This window comes from Psychroflexus salinarum, assembly GCF_042677225.1.
In the GTDB taxonomy this organism is placed as follows: Bacteria; Bacteroidota; Bacteroidia; order Flavobacteriales; family Flavobacteriaceae; genus Psychroflexus; species Psychroflexus salinarum.
Genome location: NZ_JBHTIV010000009.1, coordinates 31912 through 50628, shown reverse-complemented (window position 1 = coordinate 50628; position 18717 = coordinate 31912). Strand labels below are relative to the sequence as shown.

Below are 18717 nucleotides of genomic sequence, written 5' to 3'. Positions count from 1 at the left end.
TAAGCTTTTATTAATACCTGTTAAGAAGACTTAATTAATGATATTTTCACCATTTCCAAAGCCAGTTCCAATTACTCTATCAAATCTAGCGCCTACATCTCTATAATAAACAATGACTTGGTAATCGTTTTCTGTAATGTCATGATTTCCACTTATGAACCCTTCTATAAAGTCCCCGTTTTTATCAAGAAAAACATATTTATAATTATAAAAACCTTGCTTAAGTAAAAGTTCATTTGTTAGAATATTTTGTTGAGTTTTACTGGGTTTCATTAGTGTAGTATCGTCCAATACATAATTATTAAATCTGCCGTAAAGGTGAACTTCACCGCCATTTAATTTTTTAAAATTTTGTAATGTAAAATGAACTCTAGCATATTCAGATTCAATATCAATATCGCTACCCTGGATAGAATTTATTTTAAAAGCCCCATTTATATCTGGATTGAAAGTGTAAGCTCTGCCATATCTGACAAAATCTGGAAATAAATATGAATTATATAAGTCATTCAATTCTACACGTTCTACTCTTGAAGTTCCTTGTCTAATATCCTTATTATCAAAATTTAGATATTCATTACCGCCCCAAAATGAGGATTCATCGTTATATCTATATATGAGTGTATTCCCTTGAGTAAACTGGGGTTTCAAATTATAAATTGCTGTGCTAAAATCATTATTTTGAACAACAACAGTTTTTACAGTCTGTTCAGGATTTCTAAAAAAGAAATCTTCTCTTCCTATTTCAAAATTTACAACCTGTTTTTTATCTATAACTTCGAGGTCTCTTGATCTTCTGATGGTTAGATCAACATTTACTAAATTTTCGTAAACAATAAATTTTCTAGAAAACAGTAGCTGTTTATCAGTATTATAGATATAAAGCATGTAATTACCACTTACTTTAAAGCGTCTTGTATTCTCGTTGGGTAAGCTTAATTGGTAGTGTGTATAAGGCTGAAGTGTGGTGAAAGAGTTTCTGAAATCAAATAGTCTAATGTTATCGAAGCCTTCTAAATATTCATTTTTTGAAAGTTTAGATCGTGTCCAGTCAAAATTATAATGCTCAATTTCATAGTAATAATCATTTTCAGCTGCAGTTAAATCATCAAATTTTAGATTCAATGTTTCGTTAATTGATATAATAGGAGTGCCACTAAATTTATCGGTTGAACCAAAAAATTCTATGGTTTTGATAAAATTTGGAGGTAATGTCTCATAAACTTGCTGACCTTGTAATGAAGAACTTATGAAAGTTATTAAAATAATGAAGGTGAACTTGTTGATAATAATGTTAAGCCCTAATTTTAGTGAAGTCATTTAGTTATTTAGATTAAGTATAAATAATGAAACTATAAGATTTGTTTGCTTTAAGAATGTAAGTTAAATTATTAAATTTGCAAACCAAAATAAAATTTTATTTAAACATGCCCATAGACGTAAAAATTAAAAAGGGTTTAAAGCTGAATCTAAAAGGTGAAGCCGAAAATTCGATTGAAAAAGCACAGAAATCGAAAACTGTAGCTTTGAGGCCTTCAAATTTTCACTCTTTGGTACCTAAGATGGTTTTGAAAGAGGGTGCAAAACTTAAAGCAGGTGATGAAGTTTTTTTCTCAAAATATTCAGAAAAAACAAGAGTCGTTTCTCCTGTTAGTGGTACACTAAAAGAAATTAAACGTGGAGCTAAAAGAAAGATTTTAGATGTTGTTATTGAGGCAGATGAAGAAATAGAATACAAAGATTTTGGTAAAATGAATCCTTTGGAATCAAACTCTTCAGATGTTAAGGAGAGAATTTTTTCAACAGGATTAGGTGTTTTTTTAAATCAAAGACCTTACGATATTCCTGCTAATGCTGAAGATACGCCAAAAGCTATTTATATTTCAGCTTATGATACAGCGCCTTTGTCAGCGTCTTACGAGGTGGTGTTGAAAGATAAAATTGAATATTTTCAAAATGGTATCAATGCGCTTACAAAACTTACTGGTGGCAAAGTTTATTTAGGTGTTGATAAACAGTCAGCTAGTGTTTTAAAAGACATAGAAAATGTTGAGCTAATAACTATAACAGGGCCGCATCCGGCAGGTAATGTAGGTACTTTGATTCACGAAACTGAACCAATGAATAGGGGAGAGCGTGTTTGGACGATCAACCCTGAAGATGTTGCAATCATTGGTGAGCAATTTAAAACTGGGAAATTCAATGCTGAAAGAACAGTTGTAGTAACAGGTTCTGCGGCAAAAAACAGAAAATATTTTAAAACTATAATTGGGGCTGAAGTTTCTTCAATCCTAAAAGATTATGAGAGTAATTCTAGGATTATCAGTGGAAACGTTTTGACTGGCGAAAAAGTTGAAAATGATGGTTATATTAATTTCTTTTCAAATACGTTAACTGTTATTCCGGAGGGTAATGAGTATAGAATGTTTGGCTGGGTTCCTTTCAAGGATAACGACATTCATTCAGCATCAAAAACTTCATTGTCTTGGTTATTTCCAAATAAGAAGTATGATGTAAATACAAATTTGAATGGTGAAGAAAGAGCTCTTGTTGTAACAGGAGAAATGGAAGAAGTTATGCCGTTGGATATATTACCTATGCAACTTATTAAGGCTTGCATGGCTGGAGATATTGAGAAGATGGAGAATTTAGGAATCTATGAGGTTGTTCCTGAGGACTTCGCATTAGTAGAATATACAAATACATCTAAAATTGAAGCGCAAGAAATTATACGCAACGGCTTAGACATAATGATAACTGAAGTAGGATAAATTTATAACAACTATGAATTGGATTAGACAGAAAATTGATCAAATTAAGGAGCCTTTTGAGCCTGGAAATAAATTAGAAAAATATCGACCAGCAATTAATGCGCTTGATACATTTTTATTTGTTCCGGATCACACAACAAAGAAAGGTGCACATATTAGAGATGCTGTAGATTTGAAGAGGACGATGATAACAGTTGTGCTGGCTTTGATCCCTGCATTGATTTTTGGAATGTGGAATGCTGGTTATCAGCATTACACTCAGCTTGGTGAAAATCCAGCTTTTCTTGAAGCATTTTTACATGGAGCTTATAAAATAGTTCCAATGATTGTAGTATCCTATGCTGTAGGTTTGGGATTGGAATTTGCTTTTGCTATAATGAGAGGACACGAGGTAAATGAAGGTTATTTAGTAACTGGTTTGCTTATACCTATGATTATGCCAATAGATATACCGCTATGGATGGTAGCATTATCAGTTATTTTTGCCGTTTTGATCGGTAAAGAGGCTTTTGGAGGTACGGGGATGAATATCCTTAACCCAGCTTTAACCGCTAGAGCATTTGCATTTTTTGCTTATCCAACTTATATGTCCGGAAATAAAATATGGGTAAGTGAGGCTTCTAATGTGGATGGTATTTCAGGTGAAACAATTTTAGGTTCACTTGCTGCCAATAAGGAGGTTACTTACAATGCTGCAGAAATGTTTACAGGAGTTATTCCAGGATCCATTGCTGAGACTTCAACCCTTTGTATTGTTGCAGGAGCTTTAATTTTGATTTTGACTAAAGTTGGTGACTGGAGAATCATTTTAAGTGGTATAATTGGTGCTGCGGCAATGGGACTGCTGTTAAACGCTTTGCCAGCAATGGGAGTAGAAGGGAATGGGTTAACTAATTTTCCTTGGTATAACCATTTAATAGTTGGTGGATTTGCTTTTGGAATTGTTTTTATGGCAACAGATCCTGTAAGTGCAGCTCAAACCATGAAAGGTAAATGGATTTACGGTGTTCTTATTGGTTTAATAGCTATCTTAATTAGAACATTAAATCCAGCATATCCAGAAGGAATTATGCTATCTATATTGTTACTTAATGTTTTTGCTCCAACTATAGATTATTACGTGATTGAAGGCAATATTAAGAAAAGAAAGAAACGTCTAGAAATGAAATCAGTAAAAACAGCTTAAAATGAATAAAAATAGTAATGCATACACGTTTATCTTTGCAATAGCGATGGTTGTAGTTGTAGCGGTGACACTTTCATTCACAGCAACAACATTAAGTCCTTTGCAGAAAGAGAATGTACGTAAAGAAAAAATGCAAAACATTTTATCTACGATTGGTATCGATGTAGATAGAGATAGTGCAGAAGAGTTATTTAACAAACACATTACTCAACAATTAGCTTTAAATCACGAAGGCGAAGAAAAAGAAGGTGTTGTTGCGTTTGATGTTAACTTGGCAAAAGAACTTTCTAAGCCAGAAGATGAACAAACTTATCCACTTTATATTGCCAACTATGAGGGTTCTGAGTTTTATATAGCTCCATTGAGAGGTAATGGCCTTTGGGATGCCATCTGGGGATATATAGCTCTTAAAGATGACGCAAATACTGTGAAAGGTGTTGTGTTTGATCACAAAGGTGAAACAGCTGGTCTCGGTGCAGAGATTACTACAGATTGGTTTCAGCAGCGTTTTACTGATGAGAAAATATTTAACAATGATGGAGATCTTGTTGGTGTAAACGTCGTTAAAGGATATAGCGGCGGTAATGACAAGGATGATAATAAAGTTGATTCAATTTCAGGAGCTACGATTACAAGTGATGGTGTTTCTGAAATGATAGAAAAAAGGTTAAAAAATTATTTGCCTTACTTCAAAAAGCGTCAAGAAATTAAAGTTGTAACAAGATAATTATGAGCTTAGAAACAAATCAAAAGCCTCAAACTGAAGAAGAAAAGAAAAAAAGTGAAATGTTGCTTTTTTTGTCAAGTTCTGAAGAGAAGGAACATTTCTTATCAAAGGCTAATCGAAAAATACTAAAGGATCCTTTAGACGACAATAATCCTATAACAGTTCAAGTCTTAGGTATTTGTTCTGCACTAGCAATTACAGTTCAACTTAAGCCGGCGATTGTAATGTCCTTAGCAGTTGTATTCGTAATGGCATTTAGTAATGTTATTATATCGATTCTGAGAAATTCAATTCCAAGTCGAATTAGAATTATTGTGCAACTTGTAGTTGTTGCGTCTATGGTAATATTAGTTGACCAAATTTTAAAGGCTTACGCTTTTGACGTAAGTAAACAGTTATCTATTTTCATTGGTTTGATTATTACGAACTGTATAATTATGGGTCGTTTAGAAGCATTTGCCTTGGGTAACGGGGTATATAAATCGTTTTTAGATGGTATTGGTAACGCAGCTGGCTACGGACTTATTCTTATAATTGTCGCATTCTTTAGAGAATTATTTGGTTCTGGTAAATTGTTAGGATACGAAATACTAGGTCATAAAGGTGTTACAATGGCAGAATCAACTGGTTTGTATGCATTAGGTTACGAGGATAATGGCTTTTTCCTATTATCACCAATGGCGCTTATAGTTGTTGGAGTCCTAATTTGGATACAAAGAGCTAGAAATAGAAAATTAATCGAAGAAAATTAAATAAACCTCATAGATGGATTTAGTAAACTTATTTGTTAAAAGTATTTTCATAGAAAATATGATTTTTGCCTATTTTCTAGGCATGTGTTCCTATTTGGCAGTATCAAAAACAGTTAAAACTGCAGTTGGACTTGGATTAGCAGTAATTTTTGTATTGTTAATTACAGTTCCAGTAAATTATCTTTTGGATAATTATTTGCTTCAGTCTGGAGCTTTAGCTTGGCTTGGGCCTCAATTTGCAGATGTGGATTTAAGCTTTCTTAGCTTTATTATGTTTATAGCTGTTATTGCATCAATGGTTCAATTGGTCGAAATGATTGTTGAGAAATTTGCCCCTGCATTATATGGATCATTAGGTATATTTTTACCTCTTATTGCTGTGAACTGTGCTATTTTAGGGGGTTCATTATTTATGCAACAAAAAGATTTTAGCGGTATTGAAGGCGCGGTCGTTTATGGCCTTGGTAGTGGCATAGGTTGGTTTTTAGCTATACTTGCTATTGCTGCAATAAGAGAGAAAATTGCTTATTCCAATGTTCCAGCACCTCTAAAGGGTCTTGGTATCACATTTATTATCACAGGATTGATGGCGATTGGATTTATGAGTTTTATGGGAATTAAATTATAAACACAGAGGATTATGACAGTTATATTAGCGAGTGTTGCAGTATTCTTAACTTTAATTTTGTTGTTGGTAGTTATTTTATTGACTGCAAAATCAAAATTATCACCTTCGGGACCAGTTAAGATTAATGTAAATGATGAGAAAGATTTAGAAGTTGATTCTGGTTCAACTTTACTTAATACATTGAGTGATAACAAATTGTTTTTACCTTCTGCATGTGGAGGTGGTGGAACATGTATCCAATGTAAATGTATTGTGAAAGATGGTGGAGGAGCTATATTACCAACAGAAGAACCTCACTTTACCAGAAAAGAGATTGCTGAAGGCTGGAGACTTGGTTGTCAAGTAAAAGTAAAGCAAGACATGACGATTGAAATTCCTGAGGAAGTCTTTGGAATTAAGAAATGGGAAGCTACAGTGGTTTCTAACTATAATGTAGCGTCTTTTATTAAGGAATTTATTGTTGAAATTCCTGAAGATATGGATTACAAAGCTGGTGGGTACATTCAGATTGAAGTACCTCCATGTGAAGTGAAGTTCGAGGATATGGATATTACTGCTCATCCAGAAGAGCATCCTGATGAAAAAGACAAATTTAAAACAGAGTGGGACACATTTAAATTATGGCCACTCGTAATGAAAAATACTGAAACTGTAGAAAGAGCATATTCTATGGCTTCCTATCCTGCAGAAGGTAAGCGAGTCATGTTAAATGTTCGTATCGCTACTCCTCCTTTCGATAAATCTAAGGGCGATTGGATGGATGTTAATCCTGGTGTTGCATCTTCTTACATATTTGGATGTAAAGCAGGTGACAAAGTAACAATTTCAGGTCCTTACGGAGAATTCTTTATTAATGAAAGTGAGGCAGAGATGCTTTATGTTGGTGGTGGTGCTGGTATGGCTCCAATGCGTTCACATTTATATCACCTTTTCAGAACCTTGCAGACAGGTAGAAAAGTTACATTCTGGTATGGTGGTAGATCTAAGCGTGAGTTATTTTATACAGATCACTTCAGAGCTTTAGAAAAAGATTTTCCAAACTTTAAATTTTATCTAGCCTTATCTGAGCCTCAAGAAGAAGATAACTGGAAAGTGAAAGATGGCATTGACGGGGAAGGTGATGGTTTTGTTGGTTTCATTCACCAATGTGTAATAGATAATTATCTAAACTATCATGAAGAACCAGAAGATATTGAATTATATTTTTGCGGACCTCCATTGATGAACCAAGCCGTTCAAAAAATGGGTGAAGATTTCGGTATTCCTGATGAAAATATTAGATTTGATGATTTCGGCGGATAAGAACTAATGACTAAATCAAACCCAAACAAATTATTGTTTGGGTTTTTTTATATCTAATAAAATGGGACTACTAACAGAACAACAGCTTCATAATCTCGCTATGAACGTCGTAGGTAAGGATTTAGAAGAGATGGGATATGAATTTTTAGCTGTGAATAGTAAAAAATCAAAAAATCCACAGTTTGTGGCCACGAAGGATAAAAAGTTAATTTTTGTTGTGGTAAGAGCTGTGAAATATCCAGAAAATCCTGTTTTGTATAATGAAGAGCTTTTGCAAAAAGTTGCTAAACATGGAGTAAGTTTTGAAGCAAAAACTTTTTATGCTGGTGTAGGGATTGCAAATTCCATTAGTTACGAACTTCCTGTAGATTCCGAAGAAGATTACGTTTTAAATTACTCAGGTTTAATTGAAATAAAATGAAATACATTATATTATTCATAAGTTTTCTAATTTTGACATCTTGCAATGATTCAACTGAGGTTAAAACGTTACGAGGAAATGCTTTAGGAACTACTTATTCAATTAAATATTTTTCTGATAAGACAATTAGATCAATAGAAATTGACTCTATTTTGAATGTTATTAACTCTTCCATGAGCACTTATATGGAAAATTCAGACATTTCTAAAATTAATTCAGGAGATACCTCGATTGTAGTTGATAATCATTTCCGTAATGTATTCAAAGCTTCTAAACGAATCTACGAAGTCACTGATGGCTTTTTTGACCCTAGCGTAGGATTGCTTGTAAATGCTTACGGTTTTGGCCCTGCAGGTTATCCAGACAGAGTAACTGATATAGAAATTGACTCCCTTCATCAACTTATAGGTTTTGACAAGATCGAACTGACTGAGAGTTCAAAAATAGAATTTGATACTTCTACTTCATATATTGATTTTAATGCTATCGCCAAAGGTTATACTGTCGATGTCTTCGCAGATTTTGTCGAGACAAAAGGCTCTAAGAATTACTTAATTGAAATAGGAGGTGAAGTTTCTGTTAAGGGGCAAAATTTAGATAATCAAAATCCATGGAAAATAGGAATCGAATTACCTCTAGAAGATGGTTCAAGAGAATTGAAGTATGGAGTTAATTTATACGATCAATCATTGGCCACATCAGGAAACTATAGAAAATTTAGAGTAGATTCTACAACTGGCCAAAAGTACGTCCATACTATTAACCCCAAAACCGGTAAATCTCAAAAGTCTGATATTTTATCTGCATCTGTAATAGTTGATTCCTGTACAGATGCCGATGCTTTTGCTACTGCATTCATGGCAATGGGCTATAAAAAATCAGTTGAATTTCTTCAAACAAATGATGTTTTGAAGGTGATTTTTATTTATTCTGAAAAGGATGGAAATCAGAAGACATTTATCTCTGAAGATCTACAAGACTCAGTTGAGGAATTTTAATGGGGTTTAAAGCAGACAGGAATAATTTCACCCTGTTGTATGCGATAGTAATCAATTTGAGATTCATCTAATTCAGAAGTAAAATCAACTTCTTCGACTTCAAAACCTATTGCTCTCAATTTTTTAAAGTAATCTTTGCCGTAAATTCTTAGGTGGTCATATTGTCCAAAAATTCTTGCTCTTTCCTTAGGATCCACGATCGAATTATCTTCAAAGGTGGTTTCTCTATTGAGATCTTGTGGAATTTGTAGTATAGCCATGCCGCCTGGCTTAAGAACTCTGTAAAGCTCTTGCATGGCTTTCGTGTCATCCTTAATATGCTCTAGCACATGATTGCAAATTATGGTATCAAACTTATTATCATTAAAAGGTAAATCACAAATATCCGCCTTAACATCTGCAATAGGTGAGTTTAGGTCGGTAGTTGTATAATTTAGGTTTGAAAGACTTTTGAATCGTTTGTAAAAAGCTTGTTCTGGAGCGAAATGAAGAACTTTTTGTTTGCTAGTAAAGAAATCAGTTTTCTTTTGAAGATAAAGCCATAATAAGCGGTGTCTTTCAAGTGATAAAGTGGACGGGCTTAAGACGTTTTTTCTTTTCTTCTCATAACCGTAAGGTAAAAACTTAGAAAACGTTTTTCCATCAATTGGATCCTTATGCTTATTACCTCTGTATAATAAGACCAATAATGGCTTTAAAAATAGACTTACTCGAATTAAAAAAGGTCTAGGAAATAAATTGAGTAATACTTGAAAGGGTTTTTTCAAAATGATTTAATAAAAGTTTTATTTATGATAATTCAAAATTTAATCTGAGATCAAACCAACTATTGGTATAAATTACTTTAGTTAATTGCTGAGAAGGTTTCGCCATTTGGACCATCATCACTTATCAAAACTGGTTTTAGGGCACCTGGTAAAACTTCTTCGACAGAATGGTCTGCAAATTCACCACCTAAGTCTGTCGATATCCATTGAGGGTCCAAGGAATTAATTCTTACACCAGTTTCTTCTAGTTTTACTGCGAGGTCAATAGTTATTTTAGATGCAGCCCATTTTGAAACACTATATGGCAATAATTCGGGTTGATCTTTAATTCCAGAAACCAAATTTACAATTCTGCCGAAGCCATTTTCTATCATGGCAGGGATAAAAGCACTACTAAGCTTGTAAACACTCAAAACATTGGTTTTCATACTTTCCATCCATTCCTCCCAGCTATGACTCCAGAAATCTTCTTTATAACTCGTCATTATTGCAGCATTGTTATATAAGATGTCTATGTTGATGTCTAAGTCTTTTACCTGTTTTATCACGTTATCTATGCTTTTTTCTTCTGATAACTCACCAAAAACGCAATATACTTTTACATCGTATTGCTTAAGAAGCTCCAATGTTTTATTACAATTTTCTCGTTTTCTACCATGTACAATAACATGACAACCCTTAGCTGCTAGTCCAAGCACTATTTGCTGTCCGATACCTCGGCTAGAGCCTGTGACTAGAGCATTTTTATTTTTTATATCAATCATTTAATAGATTTTAATGGAAATTATATTCAATTCTGAAAACAATTTCCAGTGATATTAATTCAACTTAAAAAAAAATGGTATTACACCATATTAAGTGTAAAGGTATTTATTCTAAAGTCATTTTACTCTCCCCTAGATCTGATTTTTCATAATTCAGCTTATAGGATTAGGGTAGGTTTTATTTAGCTAGTTCAATATAGTAAGTTACTAAAATTCAAAAACTGATAAAAGATTTTGACTTAAGAGAAAGAAAATTTTGGAAAAAATGATACGAAGAATAATAAAGGAATAAAAAAAGTGCCCAGAGCGGGAGTCGAACCCGCACGCCCTAAAGGACACATGGCCCTCAACCATGCCTGTCTACCAGTTCCAGCACCTGGGCATTAAGTGAACAAATATAACTATTATTTTAATTTTCAATTAAAATTGAAAATCAGGTATAAAAGATATATAAGGATTGAGATTTTTTACAAAAAGTGATCTGGCTGGGGCTCGAACCCAGGACCCTCTCCTTAAAAGGGAGATGCTCTACCAACTGAGCTACCAGATCGGAAAATGTTTAAGAACTTTTTCAAATAAAAAAAAGTGATCTGGCTGGGGCTCGAACCCAGGACCCTCTCCTTAAAAGGGAGATGCTCTACCAACTGAGCTACCAGATCTTAATGCGTCTTTTTGCGGGTGCAAATATAATATCTTCCTTTGTTATTTCAAGCAAAAATAAATTAAATTTGAAACATTTTTAATTTGTTCAAAGTACAAGCTTATGAAAGTAGTTTTATTGGGATATATGGGAGTAGGAAAGTCAACACTTGGGCGGGTTTTGGCTGATTCTTTTAAATTCAACTTTATTGACTTAGATTCTTATATTGAGAATAAAGAGGACATGAGTATTCCAAAAATATTCAAAATTAAAGGAGAAATTTACTTTAGAAAATTAGAATCTCAATGTTTGAAGGAGGTTCTTGAAAAAGATGAAGATATTGTATTATCCTTAGGGGGAGGGACTCCAGTTTACGCGAATAACATGCAGGAGATTATTGATAATCAAGATGTCACTTCCGTTTATTTAAAAATACAACTAGATGAACTTGTAAGTAAATTATTTCAGCAGCGATCTTCTCGTCCACTCATATCTCACTATAAAGATAAGTCTGAATTTGAAGAGTTTGTAAGAAAACATCTATTTGAACGTCAGCAGTTTTATTTCCTTGCGGATTATGTTTTAGATTTATCAGATAAGACTGTAGACGAGAGTTTAAGTGAATTACAAGACCTAATCAACTAGAATACTTAAATCAATTTTGCATTTGCCGGGGTTTTGAAGTCTACTTTAACCCTTTCATTTAATGAAGTTGATAACGATATCCCCTTAAAGTCTGCTTTAATAGGATATTTTTTGTGGTTTCTATCTACTAAAACAGCTGTTTTAAACTGTCTTAAAGGAACATCAAGAAAATGTTTGGCTGCAAACATGAGTGTAGAACCTGTATTTAATACATCATCAACTAGAATAACGCTTTTATTTTCATACTCCGATGGAGTTAAAGAAACCTCTACAGTATTGAGTGGATTCTTTTTGTCTATTTTCACCTTAGCGAGGACTATATTTTGTTGAGACAGTTTATTGAGATTGTCTAAAATCAACTCGGCCATTTTGAAGCCATTTTTATCTATTCCTGCAATCACGATAGTTTCATCATCTAAGCATGCTTCAAGTATTTGAAGTGATATGCGCTTGATTTTAATTTCGATATCTTGTTTTGATAAAATTAATGTTGGTTCTGGTTCCATTTTACTAGTCTATATCGTCTTTAGTGTTTTCTTTGAGGTCATCCAGTTCTCTTCTGTCCTTCTTAGTAGGTCTGCCCGCTCCTTTCTTTCTATAATAATCTTGAGAGTATTTCAATAAATCCAATTTCTCTAGGTTTTCTTTTGGAGTAATATCAATACAATAAATATTCACCAATTTGGCTCCAACTCTAGATTTTGGTAAGTCTAAAATTTCAATTTGATAATTGATTTGATTTTTTCTTATTTCAACCTTATCGGTAGGATAAACATTCCTTGAAGGCTTCACAGATTCACCTCCTATTTTCACATGACCTTTTTTGCAAGCATTGGTTGCGATGCTTCTTGTTTTAAAGTATCTGACTGCCCACAAGTATTTATCTACTCTCATCAAAATTGAATTTAATCGTAAACAAAAATATAAGAAAATCGTATCTTGCGGCCAAAATAACAGTTAAATGAAAATACAAAATTTAGTTTTAATATTTATCTTTTTTTCAATTATAGGATGTAGTTCGGATGATGATAGTCCGGAAGAGGTTGTTACAAGAGATGTTGAAGAGGTGAAGGTTGAAAATATGGAGCAAATCAGGACCTTTTTGGAAACTCATTATTACGAGTTAGAAGAAAACTCTCAAAATTCAAACTTTCAAAACATCGTTTTTAAAGAGATTGGGGAAAATGATACCGACAAGCAACCAGTCATGGACTCTGAGTTTCTGAAATCAAAAACCGTCACTCAGCGAGAAACTGATTATACCTTATATTACTTACAAATTAGAGAGGGGGCAGAATCGCAAAGGAAGCCGACTTTTGCAGATTCAGTATTGGTAACTTACAAAGGTTTTACAATAACAGAAAAGCAAGTTTTCGATAATTCTCCTAACCCTGTTTGGTTTGATCTGATAAATAATATAGTTGGATTTTCTGAGGTGATGGATGAATTTAGAGGTTCAACCGGTATTGATCCAGATCAACAAAATTCCGACGGAACAGTGGTGTTTAACGATGATTTTGGAATGGGCTCAGTTTTTATTCCTTCTGGATTAGCATATTTTGCCTCACCGCCATCTGGGTCTGGTATAACTCCTTATGAGCCTATAGTTTTCAATATCCAATTGTATAAATCTTTAGAATCAGATCACGATGGCGACGGTGTTCCTACATGGATGGAAGATGTGAATGAGAACAGAAGAGTAAATGATGACGATACTGATGAAAACAATGTTCCAAATTTTGTAGATACAGATGATGATGGTGATGGCATTCCTACACGTGATGAAATTGAATTTGACTCAAACGATAATTTAGTTTTACCAGATTCTAACGGTAATGGTGTTCCAGATTACTTAGATCCTACTTTTCCTACTCAGAATTGATGTACAGTATTTAATCAATAAAAAATCCCCTTAAATCGAATTTAAGGGGATTTTTTCGTTTAGTCTATTATGAGATTAGATACTTCTTTCTGTATCAAAGCTTTCTATGTATTCTTTCATTCTTTGGATAAACTGACCTCCAAGTGCACCATTTACAACTCTATGATCGTAACTGTGTGATAGGAACATTTTATAGCGGATTCCTATGAAATCACCTTCAGGGGTTTCAATGACTGCAGGAACTTTCCTTATAGCGCCTAAGGCCAAAATACCCACTTGTGGTTGATTGATTATGGGAGTTCCCATAACGCTACCAAAAGTACCTACGTTTGTTACTGTGTAAGTTCCACCTTGAGTTTCATCTGGCTTTAGTTTTCCGTCACGAGCTCTTGCTGCTAGGTCATTTACTTTTTTGGCCATACCAAGTAAGTTAAGTTGATCTGCATCTCTTATTACAGGTACAATTAAATTACCATCAGGTAAAGCTGCAGCCATTCCCAAATTGATATGCTTCTTCATGACAATTCTATCGCCATCTACAGAAATATTAATTTTAGGGAAATCTTTTATAGTTTTAGCAACAACTTCCATGAAGATAGGAGTAAAGGTAAGCTTTTCACCTTCTCTCTTTTGGAATTCGTTTTTATGCTTATTCCTCCAGTTCCAAACATCAGTAACATCAACTTCGATGAATGACTGAACATGAGCAGAAGTTTGCGTACTAGCAATCATATGACTGGAAACTAATTTTCCCATTCTACTCATTTCTATAACCTCATCTTCAGCATTTATATTTACTGGTGTGCTAACCTTTGGTACAGATTGAGATTTTTCCTTTGTTACGGGAGCTTTCTCTTCTGATGCAGGTTTAGGCTCAGCTTGCTGTGAGGAAGTTTTACCTTCTTTTTTGTCTTTAACGTAAGCAAGGATATCATCTTTAGTCACTCTTTCATCCATACCTGTACCTTGAATGGCTTCAAGTTCATCGAAAGAAATGTTTTCTTTTTCTGCGATATTTTTGACGAGAGGTGAATAAAATCTAGATGAATCTGAATAATTAGATTCTGTTACTGTAGTGCTTTTAGCTTGATTGACGCTTTCTTCAACAACTGACGCTGCTTCTTGAGCTTCTTGTGAATCGGCTTGGGAATCATCATCAGATGAGTCATCTTCGCCATCTACTTCAATTATTGCAACAACTTCCCCAACTTTAACAACGTCGTCTACATCAAATAATTTTTCTACCAAAACTCCGTCATATTCACTTGGAACTTCAGAGTCTACCTTGTCTGTAGCAATTTCTAGGACTGCTTCATCAGCTTCTATAGTATCGCCGACTTCTTTTAACCAACTGGTAATGGTTGCCTCAGCAACACTCTCTCCCATTTTGGGTAATTTTAATTCTTTTTTTGCCATATATATAACCTAAAAGGTGTTTTTGTATTTCAGATTGCAAATTTAGTAAAATTAAGCTAGTTATATTCCTAAGTTGTTATGTTCTTAACTTAGATCAATAACCTCACCCTTTAAATGCTTACTTTCGCTACCTATCATAAAATTATAATTTCTAGGTTTTATCCTGAAAGCATTATTCTTTGATTTAAGGTCAGTGATAACTTTTATAGAATCACTGTACTGAAGACAATTAGCATCGATTACGATAAAAGCATTTTCTAATTCCGAGCTTGTTTTTGTAATTACATTTATCTCAGAATTCAATTTGGCCTTAATTTTATCCTGCAAACATTTATTTTCAGAAATTAGATGTATTTCATTAAACTTTAGACTTTGAATTTCAATTGATTTAAGTTTTATTTTTTCTAAAGCCATAGTTAGTTTAAGAATCTGTTTGACTAACTTAAATGTTGTTTTGTAGTTTTTGAAATGCTTTTTAAAAAAGATATACATAGCATTATAAAAGCGATTTAAGTACACTTGATCTTTGGTTGTACTTTCTCCTTTAAAATGCAATACTTTAGTAGATCCTAGATAATAATTTTGATAACCAGCCTTTAAGATTCTATAGCTTAAGTCTATGTCTTCTCCATACATAAAGTAATCTTCATCAAAACCTCCAATATTTAGATATAATTTAGTTTTCATGAACATAAAAGCACCAACTAATATATCAGTAGGACCGTTCTCTTCTTTTGCTAAATTAAAATTATAATAAGAAGAACAATTGCCACTTAGTTTCTTAAGTGCAACTTGTGGAGTAGGTATGTTTCTTTTGCTTTCTTCAAGAAACTCTCCAGACCCATCAATTAGCTGGACACCTATTACTCCAGGGTTTTTAACTTTTCGATGATGATCAAAAAGTTTTGTGAAACAATCTTCAGGTACAACTGTGTCTGGATTCAGAATACAAAGGAATTCTCCCTTTGCTTTTTTTACTCCAATATTATTTCCTTTTGAAAATCCTAAATTTTCTGTATTACTTATTAAAAGGACTCCGGGAAAGTTTTTTTCTACTAGTTTGCAACTTTCGTCTTCAGAATTATTATCTACGACAATTATTTCAGCATCAATACTTTCTATTGCTCTGCTAACACTATCCAAGCACAACATTAAATGATGAGGAACTTTATAGTTTAAAATGACAATTGAAAGTTTCAAAAAGACTAGTTTTTTAATGAATTTTCAAAGGGTACACGCTGTAATATACTTCTTCCTAAAGTAATTTCGTCTGCATATTCCAATTCATCTCCTATTGAAATACCTCTAGCAATAGTAGAGGTTTTTAAAGCATATTTAGAATTTTGAATCTGTTTGTAAATATAAAAATTAGTGGTGTCACCTTCCATAGTACTGCTTAAGGCGAAAATTACTTCATTAACGTCGCCCTCTTTTATTTTGGCTACTAAAGTTTCAATATTGAGTTGTTGAGGTCCAACACCATCCATTGGGCTTATTTTACCACCTAGAACGTGATAAATCCCTTTATATTGTTCGGTGTTTTCAATAGCCATAACATCTCTTATGTCTTCTACCACACATATTATAGAGTGATCTCTAGACTGGTTTTTACAGATGCCGCATACGTCCTGGTCAGATATATTATGACAGTTCTTGCATTGCTTGACTTTAGTTTTAAGATCTACCAATGAAGTAGCTAAATCTGTGGTTTGAGATTGCGGCTGTTTTAACAAGTGCAACGCTAGGCGAAGCGCTGTTCGTTTGCCTATTCCTGGCAATAAAGAAATTTCTTCTATTGCCCTTTCAAGATATTTTGATGAAAACTCCATACTTTGCTAAAATACAATTTTGAGTTTTGTTTTTATTAAAATCCTAACTAAACATTTGTATTTTCGCCAGCCAAACTTAGACTATGCAAGCTTATCAAATTCTACTTCTGGTTCTGGCTTATTTTGTAGTCCTCATTCTTATTTCATTTTTAACTAATAAAAGTGGAAGTAATTCTGAGTTTTTTCAGGCTAATAAGCAGTCTCCATGGTATTTAGTAGCCTTCGGAATGATTGGTGCATCGCTTAGTGGAGTCACATTTATTTCAATTCCAGGAACTGTTGCTTTCAGTAGTTTTAGTTATTTTCAAGTTGTACTTGGATACACTATTGGGTATGCTGTAATTAGTCTAGTACTTATGCCGCTTTATTATAGGCTTAATCTGACTTCAATATATACTTATCTAGACACTCGTTTCGGAAATAGTGCTTATAAAACAGGGGCTTCTTATTTTATTTTATCTAGAATAGTCGGAGCTAGCTTCAGACTTTTTTTGGTGGCTAACGTACTACAGCTTATTGTTTTTGATGCTTTAGGAATTCCTTATTATATAACAGTAAGCATCACGATTTTATTAATTTGGTTATACACCTTTAGAAGTGGAATTAAAACCATTGTGTGGACAGATACACTTCAGACTCTGTTTATGCTTATCGCTTTAGGTATCTCTATTTATTTTATTTCAGACGCGCTCCAGATTGAAAGTTTGTGGAGTTACCTGGGAACCCATGATAACTTTCAAATTTTCTTTTTTGAAGATTATAAAAGTTCAGACTTTTTTTTCAAGCAGTTTATTTCTGGGATGTTCATCGCCATTGTGATGACGGGCCTTGATCAAGATATGATGCAAAAAAACTTAACCTGTAGAACACTTGAAGATGCTCAAAAAAATATCTTTTGGTTTACTTTGGTGCTTACTGTAGTCAACTTTTTGTTTTTACTCTTAGGCCTCTTGTTAACCGATTACGCTGATTTAGTTGGGATAACAGAAACCAGAGACGATTTATTTCCAGCTGTAGCAACTTCTGGAGTGCTTGGTGTGGCTGTGGCAGTAACCTTTATTTTAGGTCTTATCGCAGCAGCCTATTCTAGTGCAGATAGCGCATTAACCTCCCTGACAACTTCTATAAGTATAGATATATTAAATATTGAGGATAGATATTCAAAAGCTTCTCAAATCAAAGTCAGAAAACTTATTCATATTATCATTTCATTGGTGTTAATAGCAGTGATGATGATTTTCAAATATGCTATTGCAGACAAAAGTGTCATCAATAAATTATTCGAATTTGCTGGATATACCTATGGTCCACTTTTAGGTCTTTATGCTTTTGGCTTGTTCACAAAATGGAATGTTAAGGATCGATGGGTGCCAGTTATTGCTATTCTGTCACCTATTTTATCTTATTTAATCAGTACGTTGAGCTTAATCTATTTAAATTTTGAGTTCGGTTTTTTTATTCTGATTTTGAATGGATTTTTGACATTTGTTGGGTTAATATTGATTTGTAGCCAGAAGAACCAAAGTGCAAGCATTTAAAGTTTGGATTCCAGCTTCTTTGAGCTCTTTCTGAAGTTCAGAGTTTTCAGTACCAGGGTTAAAAATAACGCGTTCAGGATCTAAATCCAGCAGGAAGTTTTTGTACTGTTTTTGATGATCAGGGTTTATATATAATGTAACAGTGTCAACTTGCTCATCTGTTGAAATTTCAGTTTGAATTTCAATACCCTTCACTTCTCCTTTCTTTTTGCCAAGAGCTATCACATCGTGGTTATTCTGCAATAATGCACGGATAGCCTTATTGGAGTATCTACTTAAATTCTCGGAGGCACCTATTACAAGAGTTTTATTTTTCATTCTATTTTGGTTTTTTGTTCAACTATGCTTGAGTTTTGATTATCAGTATGTTAAACTGTGTTAATGAATATAAGATAAGCTCTTTTTTTACGTTTTAGTAGATAAATATTGTTTTTTGTATTAGCCCTTATTA

General features: G+C 33.5%; 20 protein-coding genes and 3 tRNA genes. 11 read left to right on the top strand and 12 right to left on the bottom strand.

Annotated features, from left to right (window positions below):
* Positions 1-30 precede the first annotated feature (30 nt).
* Positions 31-1320 carry a type IX secretion system plug protein gene (locus tag ACFQ0R_RS08140; RefSeq protein WP_379657882.1) on the bottom strand — a complete coding sequence of 430 codons (1290 nt, stop codon included), beginning with the start codon at positions 1318-1320 and terminating at the stop codon, positions 31-33.
* A 107-nt stretch (positions 1321-1427) separates the two neighbouring features.
* Between ACFQ0R_RS08140 and ACFQ0R_RS08135 the strand changes: the two genes are divergently transcribed.
* The 8 genes from ACFQ0R_RS08135 (at position 1428) to ACFQ0R_RS08100 (ending at position 8785) form a co-directional block, all read left to right on the top strand.
* Positions 1428-2771: a Na(+)-translocating NADH-quinone reductase subunit A gene (locus ACFQ0R_RS08135; RefSeq protein ID WP_379657881.1), complete on the top strand. Its 1344-nt coding sequence runs from the start codon at positions 1428-1430 to the stop codon at positions 2769-2771.
* A gap of 13 nt (positions 2772-2784) precedes the next feature.
* The gene (locus tag ACFQ0R_RS08130; RefSeq protein WP_379657880.1) at positions 2785-3957 is read left to right on the top strand and encodes an NADH:ubiquinone reductase (Na(+)-transporting) subunit B; all 1173 of its coding nucleotides are present in this window, start codon (positions 2785-2787) and stop codon (positions 3955-3957) included.
* Between the two features lies 1 nt (position 3958).
* Positions 3959-4684, top strand: coding sequence for an NADH:ubiquinone reductase (Na(+)-transporting) subunit C (gene nqrC / locus ACFQ0R_RS08125; protein ID WP_379657879.1), 726 nt, complete (start codon positions 3959-3961; stop codon positions 4682-4684).
* 2 nt (positions 4685-4686) lie between these two features.
* Positions 4687-5436: an NADH:ubiquinone reductase (Na(+)-transporting) subunit D gene (locus ACFQ0R_RS08120; RefSeq protein WP_379657878.1), complete on the top strand. Its 750-nt coding sequence runs from the start codon at positions 4687-4689 to the stop codon at positions 5434-5436.
* Positions 5437-5449: 13 nt separating this feature from the next.
* Entirely contained in the window at positions 5450-6064 is a 615-nt protein-coding gene (nqrE, locus tag ACFQ0R_RS08115) for an NADH:ubiquinone reductase (Na(+)-transporting) subunit E (protein WP_379657877.1), read from the top strand.
* Positions 6065-6076: 12 nt separating this feature from the next.
* On the top strand, positions 6077-7366 hold the full coding sequence (gene nqrF / locus ACFQ0R_RS08110) for an NADH:ubiquinone reductase (Na(+)-transporting) subunit F (protein ID WP_379657876.1): 1290 nt from the start codon (positions 6077-6079) through the stop codon (positions 7364-7366).
* Between the two features lie 61 nt (positions 7367-7427).
* A complete protein-coding gene (locus tag ACFQ0R_RS08105) occupies positions 7428-7787 on the top strand; it encodes a Na(+)-translocating NADH-quinone reductase subunit F (RefSeq protein ID WP_379657875.1) in 360 nt (119 codons plus the stop codon).
* The gene (locus ACFQ0R_RS08100) at positions 7784-8785 is read left to right on the top strand and encodes an FAD:protein FMN transferase (RefSeq protein WP_379657874.1); all 1002 of its coding nucleotides are present in this window, start codon (positions 7784-7786) and stop codon (positions 8783-8785) included. The genes ACFQ0R_RS08105 and ACFQ0R_RS08100 overlap by 4 nt, the downstream gene beginning before the upstream one ends.
* Here ACFQ0R_RS08100 and ACFQ0R_RS08095 read toward each other — a convergent pair.
* The 5 genes from ACFQ0R_RS08095 to ACFQ0R_RS08075 all read right to left on the bottom strand — a co-directional run bounded on the left by ACFQ0R_RS08095 (position 8782) and on the right by ACFQ0R_RS08075 (position 10975).
* Entirely contained in the window at positions 8782-9552 is a 771-nt protein-coding gene (locus ACFQ0R_RS08095) for a class I SAM-dependent methyltransferase (protein WP_379657873.1), read from the bottom strand. The two genes, ACFQ0R_RS08100 and ACFQ0R_RS08095, sit on opposite strands and share 4 nt — an antisense overlap.
* 77 nt (positions 9553-9629) lie before the next feature.
* The gene (locus ACFQ0R_RS08090) at positions 9630-10316 is read right to left on the bottom strand and encodes an SDR family NAD(P)-dependent oxidoreductase (protein ID WP_379657872.1); all 687 of its coding nucleotides are present in this window, start codon (positions 10314-10316) and stop codon (positions 9630-9632) included.
* Positions 10317-10614: 298 nt separating this feature from the next.
* A tRNA-Leu gene (locus ACFQ0R_RS08085) sits at positions 10615-10698 on the bottom strand.
* A gap of 95 nt (positions 10699-10793) precedes the next feature.
* Positions 10794-10866, bottom strand: a tRNA-Lys gene (locus ACFQ0R_RS08080).
* Positions 10867-10902: 36 nt separating this feature from the next.
* A tRNA-Lys gene (locus ACFQ0R_RS08075) sits at positions 10903-10975 on the bottom strand.
* Between the two features lie 104 nt (positions 10976-11079).
* On the opposite strand from ACFQ0R_RS08075, the gene ACFQ0R_RS08070 reads away from it, so the two are divergent.
* Complete coding sequence (locus tag ACFQ0R_RS08070; RefSeq protein WP_379657871.1) at positions 11080-11601, top strand: shikimate kinase; 522 nt, start codon at positions 11080-11082, stop codon at positions 11599-11601.
* A 5-nt stretch (positions 11602-11606) separates the two neighbouring features.
* Here ACFQ0R_RS08070 and ACFQ0R_RS08065 read toward each other — a convergent pair whose 3' ends face one another.
* Positions 11607-12107 (bottom strand): phosphoribosyltransferase family protein, encoded by a 501-nt coding sequence (locus ACFQ0R_RS08065; protein WP_379657870.1) that lies wholly within the window; start codon positions 12105-12107, stop codon positions 11607-11609.
* A 4-nt stretch (positions 12108-12111) separates the two neighbouring features.
* A complete protein-coding gene (locus ACFQ0R_RS08060) occupies positions 12112-12495 on the bottom strand; it encodes an RNA-binding S4 domain-containing protein (RefSeq protein ID WP_379657869.1) in 384 nt (127 codons plus the stop codon).
* A 67-nt stretch (positions 12496-12562) separates the two neighbouring features.
* Here ACFQ0R_RS08060 and ACFQ0R_RS08055 point away from each other — a divergent pair, with 67 nt between their 5' ends.
* Positions 12563-13483, top strand: a complete 921-nt coding sequence (locus ACFQ0R_RS08055; protein WP_379657868.1) for an FKBP-type peptidyl-prolyl cis-trans isomerase — start codon at positions 12563-12565, stop codon at positions 13481-13483.
* A 75-nt stretch (positions 13484-13558) separates the two neighbouring features.
* Here the strand turns inward: ACFQ0R_RS08055 and ACFQ0R_RS08050 are convergent, their stop codons facing one another.
* The 3 genes from ACFQ0R_RS08050 to recR form a co-directional block, all read right to left on the bottom strand.
* Positions 13559-14899, bottom strand: a complete 1341-nt coding sequence (locus tag ACFQ0R_RS08050; RefSeq protein WP_379657867.1) for a dihydrolipoamide acetyltransferase family protein — start codon at positions 14897-14899, stop codon at positions 13559-13561.
* A gap of 84 nt (positions 14900-14983) precedes the next feature.
* Complete coding sequence (locus ACFQ0R_RS08045; protein ID WP_379657866.1) at positions 14984-16099, bottom strand: glycosyltransferase family 2 protein; 1116 nt, start codon at positions 16097-16099, stop codon at positions 14984-14986.
* Positions 16100-16104: 5 nt separating this feature from the next.
* A complete protein-coding gene (gene recR, locus ACFQ0R_RS08040; RefSeq protein WP_379657865.1) occupies positions 16105-16728 on the bottom strand; it encodes a recombination mediator RecR in 624 nt (207 codons plus the stop codon).
* 83 nt (positions 16729-16811) lie between these two features.
* Between recR and ACFQ0R_RS08035 the strand changes: the two genes are divergently transcribed.
* On the top strand, positions 16812-18266 hold the full coding sequence (locus ACFQ0R_RS08035) for a sodium:solute symporter (RefSeq protein WP_379657864.1): 1455 nt from the start codon (positions 16812-16814) through the stop codon (positions 18264-18266).
* Here the strand turns inward: ACFQ0R_RS08035 and ACFQ0R_RS08030 are convergent.
* Positions 18222-18584 carry a CoA-binding protein gene (locus ACFQ0R_RS08030; protein WP_379657863.1) on the bottom strand — a complete coding sequence of 121 codons (363 nt, stop codon included), beginning with the start codon at positions 18582-18584 and terminating at the stop codon, positions 18222-18224. The genes ACFQ0R_RS08035 and ACFQ0R_RS08030 overlap by 45 nt on opposite strands.
* Positions 18585-18717: the final 133 nt, after the last annotated feature.